The sequence below is a fragment of the Hydrogenophaga sp. RWCD_12 genome (assembly GCF_046604225.1).
Classification (GTDB): domain Bacteria; phylum Pseudomonadota; class Gammaproteobacteria; order Burkholderiales; family Burkholderiaceae_C; genus Hydrogenophaga.
The window spans coordinates 540,537-557,875 of sequence record NZ_JBKIXC010000004.1 but is presented as its reverse complement, the minus strand read 5'-3'; the positions used below and the strand labels follow the sequence as shown (position 1 = coordinate 557,875).

19 protein-coding genes and 1 pseudogene are annotated in these 17,339 nt (G+C 66.2%); 5 read left to right on the top strand and 15 right to left on the bottom strand.

Annotated features, from left to right (window positions below; genetic code table 11):
* Positions 1-64 precede the first annotated feature (64 nt).
* Positions 65-1,327 carry a glycosyltransferase gene (locus ACLIJ1_RS18175; RefSeq protein ID WP_411366948.1) on the bottom strand — a complete coding sequence of 421 codons (1,263 nt, stop codon included), beginning with the start codon at positions 1,325-1,327 and terminating at the stop codon, positions 65-67.
* A gap of 57 nt (positions 1,328-1,384) precedes the next feature.
* Here ACLIJ1_RS18175 and ACLIJ1_RS18170 point away from each other — a divergent pair, with 57 nt between their 5' ends.
* A complete protein-coding gene (locus tag ACLIJ1_RS18170) occupies positions 1,385-1,984 on the top strand; it encodes a TetR/AcrR family transcriptional regulator (protein ID WP_411366947.1) in 600 nt (199 codons plus the stop codon).
* A 9-nt stretch (positions 1,985-1,993) separates the two neighbouring features.
* On the opposite strand, the gene ACLIJ1_RS18165 is transcribed toward ACLIJ1_RS18170, so the two are convergent.
* Genes ACLIJ1_RS18165 through ACLIJ1_RS18155 form a run of 3 tightly spaced genes read right to left on the bottom strand, consistent with a single transcriptional unit; the run spans position 1,994 to position 3,953 of the window.
* On the bottom strand, positions 1,994-2,692 hold the full coding sequence (locus ACLIJ1_RS18165) for a DUF4844 domain-containing protein (RefSeq protein WP_411366946.1): 699 nt from the start codon (positions 2,690-2,692) through the stop codon (positions 1,994-1,996).
* A gap of 22 nt (positions 2,693-2,714) precedes the next feature.
* Positions 2,715-3,248 carry a DUF5063 domain-containing protein gene (locus ACLIJ1_RS18160; protein WP_411366945.1) on the bottom strand — a complete coding sequence of 178 codons (534 nt, stop codon included), beginning with the start codon at positions 3,246-3,248 and terminating at the stop codon, positions 2,715-2,717.
* 24 nt (positions 3,249-3,272) lie between these two features.
* Positions 3,273-3,953, bottom strand: coding sequence for a hypothetical protein (locus tag ACLIJ1_RS18155; protein ID WP_411366944.1), 681 nt, complete (start codon positions 3,951-3,953; stop codon positions 3,273-3,275).
* Between the two features lie 198 nt (positions 3,954-4,151).
* On the opposite strand from ACLIJ1_RS18155, the gene ACLIJ1_RS18150 reads away from it, so the two are divergent.
* From ACLIJ1_RS18150 to ACLIJ1_RS18140, 3 genes are read left to right on the top strand one after another with little or no spacing between them, the layout of a single operon-like run.
* Complete coding sequence (locus ACLIJ1_RS18150) at positions 4,152-4,490, top strand: NIPSNAP family protein (RefSeq protein ID WP_411366943.1); 339 nt, start codon at positions 4,152-4,154, stop codon at positions 4,488-4,490.
* The gene (locus ACLIJ1_RS18145) at positions 4,487-4,831 is read left to right on the top strand and encodes an antibiotic biosynthesis monooxygenase family protein (protein WP_411366942.1); all 345 of its coding nucleotides are present in this window, start codon (positions 4,487-4,489) and stop codon (positions 4,829-4,831) included. Before ACLIJ1_RS18150 ends, ACLIJ1_RS18145 begins: the two co-directional genes overlap by 4 nt.
* A 5-nt stretch (positions 4,832-4,836) precedes the next feature.
* Positions 4,837-5,541 carry an ArsR/SmtB family transcription factor gene (locus ACLIJ1_RS18140; protein ID WP_411366941.1) on the top strand — a complete coding sequence of 235 codons (705 nt, stop codon included), beginning with the start codon at positions 4,837-4,839 and terminating at the stop codon, positions 5,539-5,541.
* Here the strand turns inward: ACLIJ1_RS18140 and ACLIJ1_RS18135 are convergent.
* The 5 genes from ACLIJ1_RS18135 to ACLIJ1_RS18115 form a co-directional block, all read right to left on the bottom strand.
* Positions 5,538-5,930 (bottom strand): hypothetical protein, encoded by a 393-nt coding sequence (locus ACLIJ1_RS18135; protein ID WP_411366940.1) that lies wholly within the window; start codon positions 5,928-5,930, stop codon positions 5,538-5,540. The two genes, ACLIJ1_RS18140 and ACLIJ1_RS18135, sit on opposite strands and share 4 nt — an antisense overlap.
* On the bottom strand, positions 5,931-6,608 hold the full coding sequence (locus ACLIJ1_RS18130) for a DUF3144 domain-containing protein (protein WP_411366939.1): 678 nt from the start codon (positions 6,606-6,608) through the stop codon (positions 5,931-5,933). It lies immediately after the preceding gene.
* Between the two features lie 72 nt (positions 6,609-6,680).
* Positions 6,681-7,193, bottom strand: coding sequence for a hypothetical protein (locus ACLIJ1_RS18125; RefSeq protein ID WP_411366938.1), 513 nt, complete (start codon positions 7,191-7,193; stop codon positions 6,681-6,683).
* Positions 7,194-7,335: 142 nt separating this feature from the next.
* On the bottom strand, positions 7,336-7,953 hold the full coding sequence (locus ACLIJ1_RS18120) for a YdeI/OmpD-associated family protein (RefSeq protein ID WP_411366937.1): 618 nt from the start codon (positions 7,951-7,953) through the stop codon (positions 7,336-7,338).
* A gap of 17 nt (positions 7,954-7,970) precedes the next feature.
* On the bottom strand, positions 7,971-8,846 hold the full coding sequence (locus ACLIJ1_RS18115; RefSeq protein WP_411366936.1) for an alpha/beta fold hydrolase: 876 nt from the start codon (positions 8,844-8,846) through the stop codon (positions 7,971-7,973).
* 54 nt (positions 8,847-8,900) lie between these two features.
* Between ACLIJ1_RS18115 and ACLIJ1_RS18110 the strand changes: the two are divergent.
* Positions 8,901-9,232 (top strand): annotated as a pseudogene (locus tag ACLIJ1_RS18110) (helix-turn-helix transcriptional regulator); the annotation flags it as partial.
* A gap of 97 nt (positions 9,233-9,329) precedes the next feature.
* On the opposite strand, the gene ACLIJ1_RS18105 reads toward ACLIJ1_RS18110, so the two are convergent.
* The 6 genes from ACLIJ1_RS18105 to uca form a co-directional block, all read right to left on the bottom strand.
* Positions 9,330-9,641 carry a DUF3144 domain-containing protein gene (locus tag ACLIJ1_RS18105; RefSeq protein WP_411366935.1) on the bottom strand — a complete coding sequence of 104 codons (312 nt, stop codon included), beginning with the start codon at positions 9,639-9,641 and terminating at the stop codon, positions 9,330-9,332.
* A gap of 75 nt (positions 9,642-9,716) precedes the next feature.
* Positions 9,717-10,229, bottom strand: a complete 513-nt coding sequence (locus ACLIJ1_RS18100) for a hypothetical protein (protein ID WP_411366934.1) — start codon at positions 10,227-10,229, stop codon at positions 9,717-9,719.
* 33 nt (positions 10,230-10,262) lie between these two features.
* Entirely contained in the window at positions 10,263-10,823 is a 561-nt protein-coding gene (locus ACLIJ1_RS18095) for a hypothetical protein (RefSeq protein ID WP_411366933.1), read from the bottom strand.
* Positions 10,824-10,887: 64 nt separating this feature from the next.
* The gene (locus tag ACLIJ1_RS18090; RefSeq protein ID WP_411366932.1) at positions 10,888-11,664 is read right to left on the bottom strand and encodes a hypothetical protein; all 777 of its coding nucleotides are present in this window, start codon (positions 11,662-11,664) and stop codon (positions 10,888-10,890) included.
* A 94-nt stretch (positions 11,665-11,758) separates the two neighbouring features.
* The gene (gene atzF / locus ACLIJ1_RS18085; RefSeq protein WP_411366931.1) at positions 11,759-13,588 is read right to left on the bottom strand and encodes an allophanate hydrolase; all 1,830 of its coding nucleotides are present in this window, start codon (positions 13,586-13,588) and stop codon (positions 11,759-11,761) included.
* Between the two features lie 36 nt (positions 13,589-13,624).
* Positions 13,625-17,263, bottom strand: a complete 3,639-nt coding sequence (gene uca, locus ACLIJ1_RS18080; protein WP_411366930.1) for an urea carboxylase — start codon at positions 17,261-17,263, stop codon at positions 13,625-13,627.
* Positions 17,264-17,339 lie beyond the last annotated feature (76 nt).

Here is a 17,339-nt window from a genome sequence, read left to right as displayed (position 1 = left end):
AGGGGCGGGGCACCGGCTTCGAAGCAAGACACGCGCCTGCCTGGCGCTGGACGGGCGCGGCGGTCTAGGCCTGCGGCCTTGGCCTGGGGCTCAGCCCGAGCACCGCATCGCAGGCGGCCTCGACACCACCTCCTGTCGACAGCCTGCGCGCCACCTCGGCGCAACGTGCGCGCACCTCGTCGCTGCCCGTCAGGGATCGCAAAGCCGCCGCCGCGCTGTCCGGCCCGTAGCGCCGCGGCAGGATCTGCTGGGCCACGCCCAAGCGCTTCGCGCGCAATGCGTTGTCGAACTGGTCAAAGCCCATCGGACGGATCAGCTGCGGCACACCGGCCCGCATGGCGTGGCTGGTGGTGCCGATGCCGCCGTGGTGGATCAGCGCCGCCACCTTCGGCAACAAGGCCTGGAAGGGCACGTAGTGGAAGTGGGCCATTCCGGCGGGCAGGGTGGCCGGCAACTGCGCGGCGTCCTGCGTCAGCAGCAGGGCGCGCTGCCCCGACTGTTGGCAAGCCCGGATCGACGTGTCGAAGAACGCGCTCTGCGACTGGGTCGCGGTACCCGCGGTGACGAGTACCGGCGCTTCGCCCGCCGCGAGGAACGCCGACACCGCGTCGGGCAGCGGCGAATCGTGGCCGTGGTCGTACAAGGGAAACCCGGTCAGCTGCACCGGTGACGGCCAATCGGGCTGCGGTGCGGCGAACCACTCTGGAAACATGCCCAGGACGGCATCGGCCTGGTGGATCCACGCGTGAAAACTGCGCTGCACCGGCGCGAGCCCCAGCTCGGCCCGGAACTGGTTGAAGGGCGCCGTGAACAAGGGGTCGAGAAAGCGCTTGTCCATGCCCGCGAACAGCCAGCGCTTCATCCAACGCGGCGCACGCTCCAGATGCCCCAACGGCCCGAGGCTCGGAGCCACGTGCTCCGACCGGAACCACGAGGGCGCGAGGTGCACGACCGCCACCGGCGCGGCGTGCGTTTCCGACAGCAGGCGCGTCGCCCAGCCCAACGAGGTGCCCACCGCGATGGTGTTGCCTGGCTCGAACTCGCGACACAGCAGCGGATAGGTCTGGCGGATGCCCTGCATCACGACCCCGGCCATCAGAGACATGCCTTTCCTCGGATCCGCGGCGTCGCGGTCCTTCAGCAGCCGCGCGAGGTCGTCGGCCGCGCCCGTGGCGGAGAACGGCAGGCCCGCCTCCTGCGCCATCGTTTCGAAGGCCCCGTTGGCGAACAGGTGCGGGCGGTGACCCCGACGCAGCAACTCCCGCCCCATCGCGATCAGGGGCAGGACATCGCCATGGCTGCCCACGGCATTCAGCAAGATCTTCATGGCCGGATTCGATGTGTACGCTGTAAACTTTGCGCACTCTAGTTGGAGATGTGCACAGTGTCAACATCAAAACGCGGCGCTCCCAAGGCGTACCACCATGGCGATCTGAAGGCCGCCCTGCTGCAGGCGGCGGCCGCGCTGCTGGATGAAGGCGGCGAAGCCGCCGTCAGCGTTCGGGAAGTGGCGCGCAGGACCGGGGTGACCCCGACCGCGACCTACCGCCACTTCGAGAACAAGGAGGCGATGCTGGCCGCGCTCGCGACCCAGGGATTCGATGCGTTCACCCAGGCCATGCAGGAAGCCTCCACCGGCGCACCGCAACCCTTCACCGCCATGGGCATCGCCTACGTGCGCTTTGCGGCGGACCACCCCAACATGTTCCGACTCATGTTCGGCCCCGCAGTGGCCGACCGCAGCCGCAGCCCGGAACTCGTCGCGGCCATCGCCCGGGCCACCAGCGTGTTCGACCAGGGCATGCAGTCGCGCAGCGACGTGACGGCCGATGCCAGGGTGGCCGCGCTGCGCGCCTGGTCGCTGGTGCACGGCCTGGCGACACTGGTCCTCGACGGCATGTTGCCCGGCCAGGACCCCGAGGTGCTGGCCCGCGCGGTGCTGGACAGCAAGGGTGTGGTCAAGCGCAACCCCGGCGCGCGCTGACACGGGTCGTCACAACCGGCGCCCGTAGACGTGGCCGTTCGGTAGCATCCAGATGAACATCACGGCGTGCCCTCGAATCGACAGCCCCAGACTGGAGGCCGGGTCGTTGGGCAAGCTCCACACCTTGAGCACCTCCGTCTCGGATTGCGGCGCGCCCAGCACCGACCGCAGCGTCGCCTCCGCATTGGTGGCCGTCATGCCCTGAAGCCGGTCGAGCAGCGCGCGCTGGTCGGGCGTCATCGCTGCAAGCGCCTGGGCGTTGCGCGCCTCCATGGATGCTCTCGGGTCGACACCGTGGCGCCACTGGCTCAGCAGACCGTCCGAGCTCTCGATGCCAAAGATCTCCATGAGCTCGTCGAGGTACAGCAGGAACCGATCCTGGTCCTCGACCTCGGCGGTGTCGAACTTCTTCATCACCGGCTTAAACATGCCCAGCACGACCGGCTTCGTCTGCCTGGACGGCGCCAGCCGGCGCAACGCGTGCGCCAGCTGGTTCACCCAGGACTCGTACCGGAGGCGGTCTGGTTCGTCCAAGTCGACGGGATAGAACGGTTCCTTGACAAACTTCTTCTTCGCGATGAACCGGCCCAAGGCTTCGCGGCGCTCGTCGGGGGTCATACCCTGGCCTGCGGGCCTGGCCCATGCATTGAGGGACGCCGCACCCAGCAGTGTGGACAGGAGAAGGGCTCGGCGGGAGTGGGTGGGCATGTATCTGCGTGTGGATGAGCAGTCAGTGAAACGTTGATCTGCCGGTCGTGGAGGCTCCGCCACCTTCGCCGTAGCAATGCAACGCACGAAGCGCGCTGACGGCGTGGCGCCCCCAGTGACTGTCAAAGGTGAGCTTCCAGGTCCAGACGGCTGCCACCGCGTGACCATGCTCCAGAAGCCATAGCCCATCGACCAAATCCTTATAGATGTCTGCCAGGTCGTCTGCGACATCGCCCACGACCGGCCCCTCCATGCCTTCAATCGCCGGGTCAAAGACCTCGCGGTAGTAGCCGAACGGCAGCGTCCCAAAACTCTTGAACATGGCATCCCAGTCCGCCTTGGGCAAGTCCGGCGGATCTGGGTGATCGACAAACTCCACGTCAGGCAGCTCCAGCGCTGTCGCGCACAGGCGAGCGACGTGGCGCGTCGCCTCCCGCAGCAGTTGCATCGGATCGGTTGCCCGAGGCCCTTCGCACCAGGCGCGGTAGTCGCGGGCGACATCGGCGAAGGCACGAACGCAGAGGAGGTGAACCGGCAGGGTGTGCTCAGGTTGCATGGAATTCAGGTTGGGTTGGGACCGCTACGAACACACGCGTTCGAACCATTCGCACGCCAAAGCCGCAGTACGCCCCGTGCGCGCGGGGTCCGCCAGCAAGCCCATCCTCTCTGAAGCAATCTGATCGAGAAGGGCTGCGACCTCTTGTTGCGTGGCTCCTCCGGTCAGCTTGCCGACCACCAAGGGTACATATATGTCGTACTCGTCACGAGCATTCAACATGTCCGAAACACCGATGGGGTCCCATTGGTAGAACAGAACCTCACTGATCCGGTTGTTCAGCTCGCTGAGGGCGTCGGACTCAAAAAAAGACCCGGAAAGCACCTCTGCCTGAACTACCGGTTCCTCTTTGGTCAGTACCGACGCGCACTTGTCACGCCCAATCACGAGGTATTCGCGAACCCAGGACAAGCGTCCGGTGGTGAAGGACGGTCGGGTGCATTCAAAGTCTTTCCAACCTCCACAGGCCACTTCAAACAACCACCCATCTGCCAGGCAGCATCCCGAAAGATGCTCGGCCATGTCCAGTTCGTCGAGGACCCGAAACCCGTAGGTCTGAGCGAAAACAACTTTCGCACGCCAACGTGAACTGACCATAGTGAACGACAGCCCGTCGGGAGTGAAGCGAAGCGACTCCATATCGGTATCGTCATCCGGAGGGAACGAGGTTTGAACCACGTGACACTTTTGAGCGGCGCTTGACATTGCGGGATCCTGTCTTTCTCTTTAGTACCCCTGCATAACAAAGTCACTGCATGGTTGTAGTTCATGGTAGCCGCACCATGGACTCGAACATCGCTTGCCATTGCTTGGATTGACGTTCCCAGACTTCGGCCCACACCGAAGCATCCTTCACCCCAGCCGCGGCACAGTGAACACCCTGTTCCACCACCGTGTGCCCCCATGCCCATCACCTGCTTCATCCGCTACCAGATCGACCCGTTCCAGCGCGAGGCGTATCGCCGTTACGCCGAGGCCTGGGGTCGCATCATTCCCCGTTGCGGCGGCAACCTGCTCGGCTACTTCCTGCCGCACGAAGGCAGCAACGATATTGCCTGGGGCCTGATCGGCTTTGACGATCTGGCCGCCTACGAGCGCTACCGCGCCGTGCTGCGCGCCGACCCCGAAGGCCGCGCCAACTTCGAGCTGGCGCAGGCGCAGCGCTTCATCCTGCGCGAGGAGCGCAGCTGGCTCGAAGACGTGGCCGGCACGGTCCACCAGCCGCGGCAGGTGGCGCCGTGATCGCAGTCATCTTCGAGGTCGAGCCGCAGGAAGGCGCCGCGCCGCGTTACCTCGACATCGCGGCCAGCCTGCACCCCGAGCTGGAAGCCATCGACGGCTTCCTCTCGGTCGAACGCTTCGAAAGTCTGGCCCGACCGGGCCGCTATCTGTCGCTGAGCTTCTGGCGCGACGAGGCGGCTGTGCGAGCCTGGCGCAGCCAGGAACACCACCGCGCCGCGCAACAGGCCGGGCGGTCGGATGTCTTCGCGGGCTACCGCCTGCGGGTGGCTGAGGTACTGCGCGACTACGGCCTGCACGAGCGCACTCAGGCGCCCGAAGATTCGCGGGCTGCGCTACGCTGAGGGCCATGACCCGCACCCCGCACGAACCCCGCCTCGCCCGCGTGGCCGCCATGGTCGCCGACCCGGCGCGCTCGCGCATGCTGGCCTACCTGCTCAGCGGCGAATGCGCGAGCGCCAGCGAACTGGCCAAGGCCGCGTCCGTAACGCCCGCCACCGCCAGCGGTCATCTCAACCAATTGCTCGAAGCCCGCTTCGTGGTCTGCGAACCGCGCGGCCGCCACCGCTACTACCGGCTCGCCGACGCCGACGTGGCCCACGCGCTGGAAGCCCTGGCCGTGGTGGCCGAGCGCGGCGAACACGAGCAGCAGTGGGCCTCGCCCGAACGGGCGCGCCTGCGCGAAGCGCGCTGCTGCTACGGGCACCTGGCGGGGCGACTGGGGATTCAACTGTTCGACGGCTTGATGGCGGCCGACGGGCTGCAGCCGGTGAGCAGCGGCTACACGCTCACCGACAGCGGTCGCGCGTGGCTGCTGCGCCTCGGTTTCGAGGCGCCCGAGCCGGGCAAGAAGCGGCGCTACGCCTACCCCTGCCTGGACTGGTCCGAGCGGCGCGACCACCTGGCGGGTGAACTGGCCGACCAGCTGTACCTGCATCTGGTGGCGCAGGGCTGGGTGCGGCGTGGAGCGGGGCGGGATGTGGCAGTGACGCCGCTGGGGCAGAGGGGGTTGGCGCCACTTCTTGCTCAGAAGACATCTGCGCCTTTGGCTTAGCGCGAATCAGTTTTCGAGCGGCGCTGCACCAGTTTCGGAATCCAAACGAACCATTGCTTGTAGCCGAGAAATGCAAACACGGGCAACAGCGCCCCGACAGCCTCAAACGGCGTCGCAATGCCCGGTATCACCATCAGCACCCAAAGAGCGACCGGAACAATTCCAACCGGGAATGTGAGGACGGCAAGTGCCAACAATCCCCCGAGCGCCCTGACGAAATCGAGTGCCCCGCTTTCCAGCGCCGGGTAGTTCGCTAATTCCAACGCTGGCGGAACCAGCGAAGCCGCCACGCAAAGGAGAACGTACAGGGCGACACGCAGCCGACGCCCGGGCCGCTTGTCCGGCGCGACGAGCTGGTCGTTTTGGGGTGAGGTGTCGAGGGCTTTCATTCAGGTATCGGGCATGTGCCCGGGATCGCTCACACCGGGTAGTTCGTTGGAAGAATAGATGTGACCTTGATCGGATGCACCCGTGAATGAGGCGTCCGAAAGCGATGCTCCGTCAAATCTCGCACCATCGATGGCAGCGCCTTCAAATGACGCATCCAGAAGATTGGCTCCGGAGAAATCGCATGTCTTGACGTTCGCGTTTCTGAAACTGGCTCGCTGCAAGCTGGCGCCCCGGAAGTCTGCAACGATGAAGCACCCAGAAAAGTCGGCATCATCCAGCGTCGCGCCAGCCAGATCATGGGTCTCGTCGCCAAAGTCATCCGAGGCAAATGAGCGCTCGCCTTCGGCATACCGTTCAAGGACGGTGCTTGGGGGTTTCGGCGGATCTTCTTGCTGCATGTACTGCGCGAAGTTGCCGATGTAGTCATCGAGGTTCTCCTCGAGCATGGTCTGGTATTGCTCGACAAAGTACTTGACGGTCTCATTGCGCCTGGCCTTCATGTCTTCGACATTCTTGGCCCAGGTTGCTGCGTTCCATGCCTGGAACCTCGCGCAACCGTACATCAGCGATGCGCTGACCTTGCCTCGCCCGGTGTCGGCGCAGTGTTCGTTGGCCAGTCGGATGTGAGCATCCGCCCGATCAAAGAAGGTGGGATCTTTGTTGAGGTCGATACCCATTGGGTTCTCCTGTAGGGCGCTGAAGGATGTTCGGCGGGTTCTTGAAGGGGATGGAGAAGCGTGGCCTGGGCGTCAACGGTCGTCGAGCCACCCGAGAATCTCAAGCGCGAGTCCGGGAGACGACATTTGGAGGATGACCTCGGCCATTGCGTGCTGCCCCAGCGCGGCAGCGACGGCGGCCGTCGCACTGGCAACAAAGTCCGGTTCGTTGCGCCCGGGAACAGCTTCCGCCACCAGCGCCGGGAGGCGCTGCAGTGCTGCAAAGTAGGCGGCCGCCAAGTCGGTTGGAATCTGAGCCTCCTGTTTGACCCGGCAGATTTCCACCCAGGCGGGGAAGTGGAAGAACGATGCGTCGGCCTTCGCTGGCGCCGATGCCAAAGCGTCTACGACATGCGGAACCGCTGCGAACGACGCTGAGTAGACATCGCCCTGATGGGCCAGCGCACTCCACAGGGTGAACCACGGCTCCGACTCACCGATGGATGACGGCATATCACGAAGGCGCCGCAGAAGTGGCGGAATGTCGGAAGCGTGGCCGTATGCATGCTCAAGCTCCGACCATCGAGCGCTTTCCAGACTCAGCATCAAAAACGTCTCCCTTTGGGCATTCGAGTCGCCTGTCCACGGAGCACCACTGTCTGCGGTCACTGGACAAAGGCATTGTTTCTTCTGCCGACGATTATTGCCCCACACAGGTTGATGCTCGGGGCGAACGTCAACCCTTGTGTCAGTCCTTGGCCTTCGGTTTGAAGATGTGAATCGTCTCGCCGCGCGCCAGCATGTCCACCAGCTGCGCAATGCGGCGGGCGCGCGTCTCGGGCTTCACGGCGGTCTGGATGCGCCACAACACCGCGTAGCGGTTGCTGGCGTTGATCGTGGCGAAGAAGGCCTTGGCGGGCGGCTGCGCGTCCAGCGCCGCCTGCAGGTCGTCGGGCACCATCGACGTGCGTGCGCCGTCGTAGGCTCTCGCCCAGCGGCCGTCGGCCTTGGCCGCTTCGATCTGAGCGAGGCCCGGCGCCTGCATGCGCCCTGCGGCGATGAGTACCGCGACCTTCTCGACGTTGACCTTCGACCAGACGCTGCGCGCACGCCGCGGCGTGAAGCGCTGCAGAAAGTGCTGGTCGTCCAGCCCCTTCTTCTGTCCGTCGATCCAGCCCCAGCACAGCGCGATCTCCACCGCTTCGGCGTAGGTGACGCTGGGCTGATCCGCGCCCCGCTTGGCGATCTGGAGCCAGAGGCCGTCGGAACTGGCGTGGTGCTTCTTGAGCCAGGTCTCGAACGCCTTGGCGTTCTTGAACAGGCTTAGAGCAGGCAACGGCTGGTGGTCAGTTTCTCGGGTGCTCATCGCTGCGTGTGCGGCGCCTAGGCCGCGTGCGCGCGAAGCCAGGCCACGATGTCGGCGGTCACCTCGTCGCGGTTGGTCTCGTTCAGGATCTCGTGGCGGGCGCCGGGGTAGAGCTTCACGGTCACGTCGGCCAGGCCCGCATCGCGGTAACGCTGGCCCAGCAGCTGGATCAGCGCGCCGCCACCGGCCAGCGGATCGGCGTCGCCGGAAGCGATCAGCACCGGCAGGTCGCGGCGGATGCCGGCCAGCAGCGCGGGGTCGGCCACCCGGGGCGCGGGCGCGAACAGGGCGGGAATCACATCGGCCGGCACGTCCCAGCCGCACCAGGGGTTCGCCACGTAGGCGTCCACCTCGGCGGGGTCGCGCGACAGCCACTCGTAACCCGTGCGGTGCTCGAAACCCGCGTTGAAGGCTTCGAGGCCGGCGGGCCCGTCCGCGGGCGCGTTGGCCATGGCCGCGGCAAACGCGTCCAGCGCGGTCGAGCCGGACAGCACCACGCCCGACCAGGTGGACGAGTGGTCGAGCATCGCCGCCTGTGCGGCGAACGAGCCCATCGAATGTCCGACCAGGAACACCGGCAGGCCGCCGTGCTGCGCGCGCAGCGCGGCGCCGAACTGGGCCACGTCGGCGATCAGGCCACCGAACCCGGCGGCGCCGAAGTCGCCCAGCCGCCCGTTGGCGGTGCGCCCGTGCCCCCGGTGGTCGACCGCGTGGACCACGAAACCGGCCGCATTGAGCGCCCGGGCAAAGCGGTCGTAGCGTTCGCCGTGCTCGGCCAGCCCGTGGGCGATCTGCACCACGCCGGTGGGCGCGCCGGCCACGTCGGCCCAGGTGTAGGTGACGACCGGGGTGCGGTCGGCGTCGGAGAGGAAGGAGGAGGTTGAGGTGCTCATCGATTCATTCTCTCCCCGCAGGCGTTCGGCCCGACTTAGTGAAAACGGCAGGAAGTGCAGCCGCACGGGCTGGTGCACACCGGCCACCACTGGTACCTGGTGGCCTGGGACCCGGCGCGCGACGACTGGCGCACCTTCCGCATCGACCGCGTGCAGGGCACACCCCGCACCGGCGCGCACTTCGCGCCACGTCCGCCGCCACGCTGGAAGCGATCGACGACGCGCACTGCCTCATGCTCTGCGGCACGGGCCAGTTGGACTCGCTGGTCTACTGGCTAATGGCGCTGGACGTGAAGTTTGATGTGCTGGAGCCGCCCGTGCTGAAGGAGCGGCTGCGCAGGGCGAGTGAGCGGGTGGGGAGGAGCTTGGCGCGGGGTGGTGGGTGAGGCAGTTTTCGACCGGCGATGCACGAACTTCGGAGTTCACGCCACCCACTGCATTCAGACGAGAACAACAAGCATGGGCAACAGCACCCCAAAGGAATCAAGCGGCATCAAGAGACCCGTTCGGGCGCATGTACTGCTCGAAGTTGCCGATGTAGTCATCGAGGTTCTCCTCGAGCATGGCCTTGTATTGCTCGACAAAGTACTTGACGGTCTCATCGCGCCTGGCCTTCATGTCTTCGACATCTTCGGCCCAGGTCGCAGCATTCCATGCCTGAAACCTCGCGCTTCCGTACATCAGCGATGCGCTGACTTTGCCTCGCCCCGTGTCGGAGCAGTGTTCATTGGCAAGTTGGATGTGAGCATCCGCTCGATCAAAAAAGGTGGGATCTTTGTTGAGGTCGACACCCATCAGGTTCTCCCGTATGGCGCTGAAGGTGGTCCAGCGGGTTATTGAAGAGGATGAAAACACAGGGTAGCTTGGGCATCAACGGTCGTCGAGCCATTGAAGGACTTCAAGCGAGAGTCCGGGTGTCGACATTTCAAGAATGACCTCGGCCATCGCGTGCTGCCCCAACGTAGCTGCGATGGCAGCTGTTGCGCATGCAGCAAAGTCTGGATCGGTGCGCCCGGAAGCGGCTTCTGCCACTAGCGCAGGAAGGCGCTGAAGAGCTGCAAAGTAGCCGTCCGCCAAGTCAGGCGGAATTGGAGTCTCCTTCTTGGCCCGGCAGATTTCCACCCGCGCAGGGAAATGAAAAAGGACACATCGGCTTTTGCCGGTGCCGATGCCAGAGCGGCGATGACATGCGGGACCGCTGCGAACGAAGCTGAAAAGACATCGCCCTGATGGGCCAGAGCACTCCAAAGTGCTGAACCACGGCTCAGACTGCCCTACAGACCCTGGCAAATCCTGGAGTTGGCGAAGCAACGGCGGGATGTCGGAAGCGCGGCCGTAGGCATGTTCAAGCTCGGACCAACGAGCACTTTCAAGACTCAGCATCAAGGCATGCTCCATACGGCCAAGGTGTCACCATCAGTCCCACCACACGCGAACCCTGCGTCCATCCGCACCAAACTCATCCGCCTTCAACTCATCGACAAACACCTGACGCAGTTCCTCGACGAGCCTGTCGTTCTCGGCGTCTGTGATCCTGGTGCCTTGAACACTGGTGTCAGCCTCTTCACGCTGATGACTCCAGTGCGGCAGCTCGATATAGAGAACTGGCGAACCTTCACGGCCGAACTCCAAACCCGAAATCCGGCCTCGCAGCTTCTCGACCGCTGCTGCGACCCGCTCCCCGTTGAACCCGTTGTACTGCTTAATCAGCCGTATCAGCGGAACAGCTTGCGCTGTTCGAAGGCGAGGCGTCAAAAATTCATAGGATTGGAAGCGCTGGTCCTTTTTCAGTCCAAAGCCAATGCGAACGAAGGATTCAGCGACCTGAAGGTCCACCTCAAGCGGTAGCGTGAGATTGTGTCTGTCTGACGATTCCGCCGCAGCGGGGGGAACAGACTTCACTTCGACCAGGTACCCACCACCTTCAGTAGAGGCCCCCAGCAATAGCAGCGTGAAAAGCGCCATGATCGGCTTCATCGCTTTTCCCCGATTCCAACATTGAGTGGAAGACGACTGGATATCCTTCGCACGAGCGCTCCGTTCAGGTCGCAAGGAAACCCGCCACTTGTGCATCTTCCAGCAATGCGGTAGCAAAGACGGGCAGCCGCTCGTACTCCACAAAATCCAGCAGAAACAATTCTTCAGCTGCGTGGCCTGCCGGTGTGACGTATGCGTACTCGACCTCTAGTTGGAAGTTCTCCTGGATCTCAATTGGTTCGCGTTGCCCGTCAAAGTCGGCGGCGTACAGATTGTCAAATGAGCTGCAAACAACAACTGGGAAATCCAGAGTTGCCAACACTCGAGCTGACGATCTTTCGGGGCGACTTCCCTTCACCGGCTGCGTGCGAAGAGAAACGAGTCCATTGAGGGCCTGATTCAATGCCTTGTAGAACGGTTCGGCCTCTTGTCCGCGGTTGTTCGATGAAGTGAATAGCTTCGCGACTCGGTCACCAACAAGGTAGTGATGTTTGTTGGTGTACAGGTTGTTTGCCTTGAAGGGGCCGCTGTTGCATACGACGCGTTCAACTGCCGCCTTGTTCTTGCTGGTAAACCAGAAGACCGAATAGCCGGGGACAAACTTGCATTCGACGAAAAGACGGACGATAACGTCGCCAACCAGATCGCCAAAACTCCCCCGTACCGGCATCGATTTTTCGACAACAAGATCGAGTTCTCTGGCCTTTTGCTGAGTCTGGTCCATGTAGTAAGGGCTGACGCTGACCCTCCAGCCCTCTGCTATGAACCAACGAGCGACCTTGGCATGAAAGTTGTTGCCACTTCCATCGATCAGTTCTTGAACTTGTGTGGGGATTGACATTGATCCTTGCTCCCATGAAGCCAATCGCTTTGGCGTTGAGCACACAGGATATCAACACGCCCATGTTCAAGGCCCCATCAACGCGGCTGTTCGGTCAGCTGGCACGCGCCAACCACCCCCGCCAACTCCCCAGCTGAGTAATCTCGGTCCCACCCTCGACCCCAACCGCCTCGCACACAAACCCGCTGACCCACGTCCCATCGGCCAGCTTCACCTTGCCGATGCCCAGCGGCGCGGGGATGCCGTCGACGAAGCTGCCGAAGTGTTCGGCGGGCAGTTCCCAGACTTCCATGGCGATCGCGGCGCCGCCTTCGTTGACGCGCACCATGCCGGGCCGCTGGACCGGGCCGCCGGCGAGGGCGTAGAACTTGTATTCGGGTGCGGACTGCACCGCGCCGAGCAGGCGCGCGCCGCGTTGGGTGAGTTGCCAGTTGAGCGGCAGGCCGCTGAGGTGTGCGCCACAGACGGCGACCTTGACGGTGCCGGCGGTGTTGCTGCCTTTGGGCAGCCCGGTTCCGATGGCGGGGGTGTCGGCCAGCGTCGCGGCGGTGGCGCCGAGTGACAGCGCCGCCTGCGCGCGGTGGAAGCGGTCCGCCAGGCGCAGCAGGGGCACGTCCTTGAAGGCGGGCGCGGCCAGGGTCACGCCCCAGGGCAGGCCTTGCGCGTCGCCGCTGGCCTGGAAGCCCGCGGGCACCGCGACAGCGGCGTAGTCCAGCAGGTTCATGAAGTTGGTGTAGTAGCCGAGGTTGCTGTTCAGGCGGATCGGGTCGGCCTGCATGTCGGCGATGCGGTAGATCGTCCCTGCCGTCGGCGTGAGCAGGCAGTCCACGTCTTGCCACACGGCGTCGCACACGCGCTTGAGGGCCTTGAGCTTGTAGCTGGCGGCGAAGGCGTCGGCGGCGGTCTTGCTCTTGCCGCCTTCGATGATGGTGCGCACCGGCGGGAACACGGCCTCGGGCTGCGCTTCGATGAAGTCCTTGATCGCCACGTAGCGCTCGGCCACCCACGGGCCTTCGTAGAGCAGGCGCGCGGCGTCGAGGAAGGGCGTGAGGTCGATCTCGACCGCGGTGCCGCCGAGGGCGTGCAGGCGTTCGATGCTCTGCGCGAACAGCCCGATGGCAGCCTCGTTACCGAAGAAGTTGAGGTCCTGCGGGCGCGGCACGCCGAAGCGGAAGGGGCCGGCGGAGAAGTCCACGCCGAAGGGCTTGGCGGCGCGGCTGAAGGCGTCGGCTTCGTCGGGCACCGCAGCGACGGCCAGCACGGCCTGTGCGTCTGCGGCGGTGAGGGCGAAGATGGACACAGTGTCCACCGACCGGCAGGCTGGCACCACGCCGGTGGCCGAGAGCAGGCCGATGCTGGGCTTGAGGCCGATGAGGTTGTTGAAGCTGGCGGGCACACGGCCCGAGCCGGCCGTGTCGGTGCCCAGCGAGAAACTGACCCAGCCTTTGGCCATGCTCACGGCCGAGCCGGAGCTGGAGCCGCCCGAGACGAAGGCGGGGTTGAACGCGTTCTGGCACGCGCCGTAGGGCGAGCGCGTGCCGTTGAGGCCGGTGGCGAACTGGTCGAGGTTGGCCTTGCCCAGCGGCACCGCGCCGGCCGCGATGAGCTGCTGCACGAGGAAGGCGCTCTCGCCGGGCGTGTAGGCGTATTCGGGGCAGCCGGCGGTGGTGGGGATGTGCGCGAGGTCGATGTTGTCCTTGATCGCGAACGGCACGCCGTACAGCGGCAGGCTGGCCGGGTCCACGCCGTCGAGGTGGGCCACGTAGGGCTCGATCTCCGCGTCGGTCAGGCGGTGGATGAAGGCGTGGTTCGCGTCGGTGGCGCAGCGGCGCTGGGCCTCGGCGATGACGGCACGCACGGGGGTGCCGGCGGCGTAGGCGGCGCGCAGGCTGGCGAGGTCGAAAGACAGGGTGCTCAGGTCCATGAGGGCTCCGTGAAAGTTCTTTGAATCCCGGCCGTGTCAGGCCGCTTCGGCGTGGGTTTCGGCGTCGACCAGCACCAGCACGTTCTGGCCCGCCGACACCGGCGCGCCTTGCTGGCACATGAGCCGGTGCACGGTCGCGTCGGCCGGGGCGAGCAGGCTGAATTCCATCTTCATGGACTCGATCACCATCAGCACCTCGCCGGCTCGCACCTGCTGGCCTTCGGTCACCGCCACCTTCCACACGCTGCCGGGCACGCTGGTCGCCAGCGCGCGGCCGCCCGCGGGCAGGTCCAGCTCGCTCTCGGGGCCTGCGGCGGCCACGTCGGCGTCGCTGGCCACCACGTCCTGCCCGGCGGCGGCCCAGCGCTCGCGTTCGGCGTCGAAGGCGGCCTGCTGCTGCGCCTTGAAGGCGCCGATGCCGGTCGCGTTTTCTGCCAGGAAGGCGCGGTAGTCCTTCAGGCTGAACGTGCCCTCTTCCGTGCGCAGCGCATAGCCGCCGTGCGGGAAGGCGGCGCGGATGCGCAGCAGCTCGTCCTGGTTCACCGGCACGAAGCGGATCTGGTCGAAGAAGCGCAGCAGCCAGGGCTGCGTGAACACGCCTTCGCCGTGGCGCCAGCGGTTCCACATCTGCAGCGTGCGGCCGACGAACTGGTAGCCGCCCGGGCCTTCCATGCCGTAGACGCAGAGGTAGGCGCCGCCGATGCCGACGGCGTTTTCGGGGGTCCAGGTGCGCGCGGGGTTGTACTTGGTGGTCACGAGGCGGTGGCGCGGGTCCAGCGGCGTTGCGACCGGCGCGCCCAGGTACACGTCGCCCAGGCCCAGCACCAGGTAACGCGCGTCGAACACGGTGCGGAACACGTCGTCGATGCTGTCCAGCCCGTTGATGCGGCGGATGAACTCGATGTTGCTCGGGCACCAGGGCGCGTCGGGCCGCACCGACTGCATGTACTTCTCGATCGCCAGCCGGGTCTGCGGGTCGTCCCACGACAGCGGCAGGTAGACCGTGCGGCTGGGCACCACCATGTCGTCGACCGCGGGCAGCGCGGCCTCGGCCTCGATCAGCACGGCCAGCAGCGTTTCGCGCGAGACCTTGGCCGGGTCGAAGTGCAGCTGCAGCGAGCGGATGCCGGGCGTCATGTCGATGATGCCCGGCAGCGTGCCGGCGTCCATGCGCGAGCGCAGCGCCTGCATCAGCACGTGCACGCGCAGGCGCAGTTCAATGTCGAGCACCAGCGGCCCGAACTCGACCAGCAGGTAGCGGTCGCCGGCCTGGCGCACGACCATGGCGGGCACGCTGTCGTCTTCGCGCGCCGGGTCTTCGTGGATCACCGGCGAGGTGTGCGCGAGCGAATCGTCCACCGGCGCGGCGGGCAGGGCGCCGGCCAGCGTGGCGATGGCGGTTTCGACAGCGGCCTCGCGCGCGGCGGCCTGCGCCAGCGAGAGGCGGTGGAAGCGCACCGTGTCGCCCGGGCGCAGCTGGCCGAGCTTCCAGAGTTCGGCGTTGACCACCACGGCCGGGCAGACGAAGCCGCCCAGGCTGGGGCCGTCGGGGCCGAGGATCACCGGCATGTCACCGGTGAAGTCGATGGCGCCGATGGCGTAAGCGTTGTCGTGGATGTTGGACGGGTGCAGGCCCGCCTCGCCGCCGTCGGTGCGCGCCCACTGCGGACGCGGGCCGATCAGGCGCACGCCGGTGCGGCTGGAGTTGTAGTGCACTTCCCAGTCGGTGGCGAAGAAGGTGGCCACGTCGCCTTCCGTGAAGAAGTCGGGCGCGCCGTGCGGGCCGTAGAGCACGCCCACGTCCCAGTGGTGGGCGTGCGCGGGCACGAGGGCGGGCGGCAACGCAGCGGGTGCCGTAGTGGGCGCGGCGGACAGCAGGTGCAGCACGTCGCCGGTGCGCAGGTGGCGGCCGGCGTGGCCGCCGAACTGGCCCAGCGTGAAGGTGCTGCGGCTGCCGAGATACAGCGGCACGTCGAAGCCGCCGCCGACGGCCAGCGCCAGGCGGCAGCCCGCTTCGGCGCGGCCGATCGCGAGCACGCTGCCAGCGGCCACGCGGTGGCTCTGCCACATCGCCAGCGGCGCGCCGTCGAGCGTGACGGGCGCGGGCGCGCCGGTCACGGCGATCACTGCGTCGGCGTTGAAGCGCAGCGTAGGGCCGGAGAGCGTGATCTCCAGCGCGGCCGCGTCGTCGGCGTTGCCCACCAGGCGGTTGGCCATGCGGTGCGCGTAGGCGTCCATGGGGCCGCTGGGCGGCACGCCCACGTCCCAGTGGCCCAGGCGGCCCGGCCAGTCCTGCACGCTGGTCTGCACGCCGGGCTCGACCACCTCGACGGTCGCGGGGCGAAAGTGGAAGCTGTTGAGAAAACGCGTGACCTGCCGGCCTTCGCGGAACACCGGGTCGCGCACCACCTGGCGCAGGTAGCCCAGGTTGGTTTCGATGCCGGCCAGGCGCGTGGCGGCCAATGCGTCGTCGAGTTTCTGCAAGGCCTGTTCGCGGTCGGGCGCGGTGACGATGAGCTTGGCCAGCATGGGGTCGTACCAGGCGGGCACCTCGGTGCCGCGTTCGACCCAGCCGTCAACGCGGGCGTCTGATGGAAAGAACACTTCGGTCAGTAAACCGGCGCTCGGCTGGAAGTTCTTCGCCGGGTCTTCGGCGTACAGCCGCACCTGGATGGACGCGCCCTGCGGCGTGGGCGCCAGCGTGGCCAGCGGCGGCAGATCGCCCGCGGCGAGTTGCACCATCCACGCCACCAGATCGACGCCGGTGACCTGCTCGGTCACGCCGTGTTCCACCTGCAGGCGGGTGTTGACTTCGAGGAAGTAGAACTGGCCGGTGGCCGCGTCGCAGACGAATTCCACCGTGCCGGCCGAGCGGTAGTTCACCGCCTGCGCGAGGCGTACCGCGGTGGCGTGCAGTTCGCTGCGCTGCGCATCGGTCAGGCCCGGCGCGGGCGTCTCTTCGATCACCTTCTGGTTGCGGCGCTGCACCGAGCAGTCGCGCTCGCCCAGCGCGAGCACCGTGCCCGCGCCGTCGCCGAACACCTGCACCTCGATGTGGCGCGCCTGCTCGACGTACTTTTCCAGGAAGAGGCCGGCGTCCTTGAAGTTGGCGCTGGCCAGGCGCTGCACCGAAGCGAAGGCGTCGCTGAGTTCGTCTTCGCTCCACACCAGGCGCATGCCGATGCCGCCGCCGCCGGCCGTGCTCTTGAGCATGACCGGGTAACCGATGCGCAGCGCCTCGGCGCGGGCCTGCGCCGCGTCGGCCAGCAGGCCGGTGCCGGGCAGCAGCGGCACGCCGCGCTGTTCGGCCAGGTCGCGCGCCGTGTGCTTGAGGCCGAAGGCGCGCATCTGCTCGGGCGTGGGGCCGATGAAGGCGATGTCCGCGTCTTCGCAGGCCTGGGCAAAGCCCGGGTTCTCCGACAGGAAGCCGTAGCCGGGGTGGATGGCCTCGGCGCCGCAGTCTTTGGCAATCTGCAGGATGCGGTCGGCCCTGAGGTAGCTCTCGGCCGCGGGTGCGGGGCCGAGCAAATAGGCCTCGTCGGCCTCGCGCACGTGGCGGGCCTGCGCGTCGGCTTCGGAATACACGGCCACGCTCTGCACGCCAAGGGCTTTGAGCGTGCGGATGATGCGGCAGGCGATGGCGCCGCGGTTGGCGATCAGGACCTTGCGGAACATGGGCTCTCCGGTGGCAGGCCGTCCTGCCGAGGGGTGTCGCGCAGCAGGCCGTCCTGCTGGCCGGTTTCACAAGGGT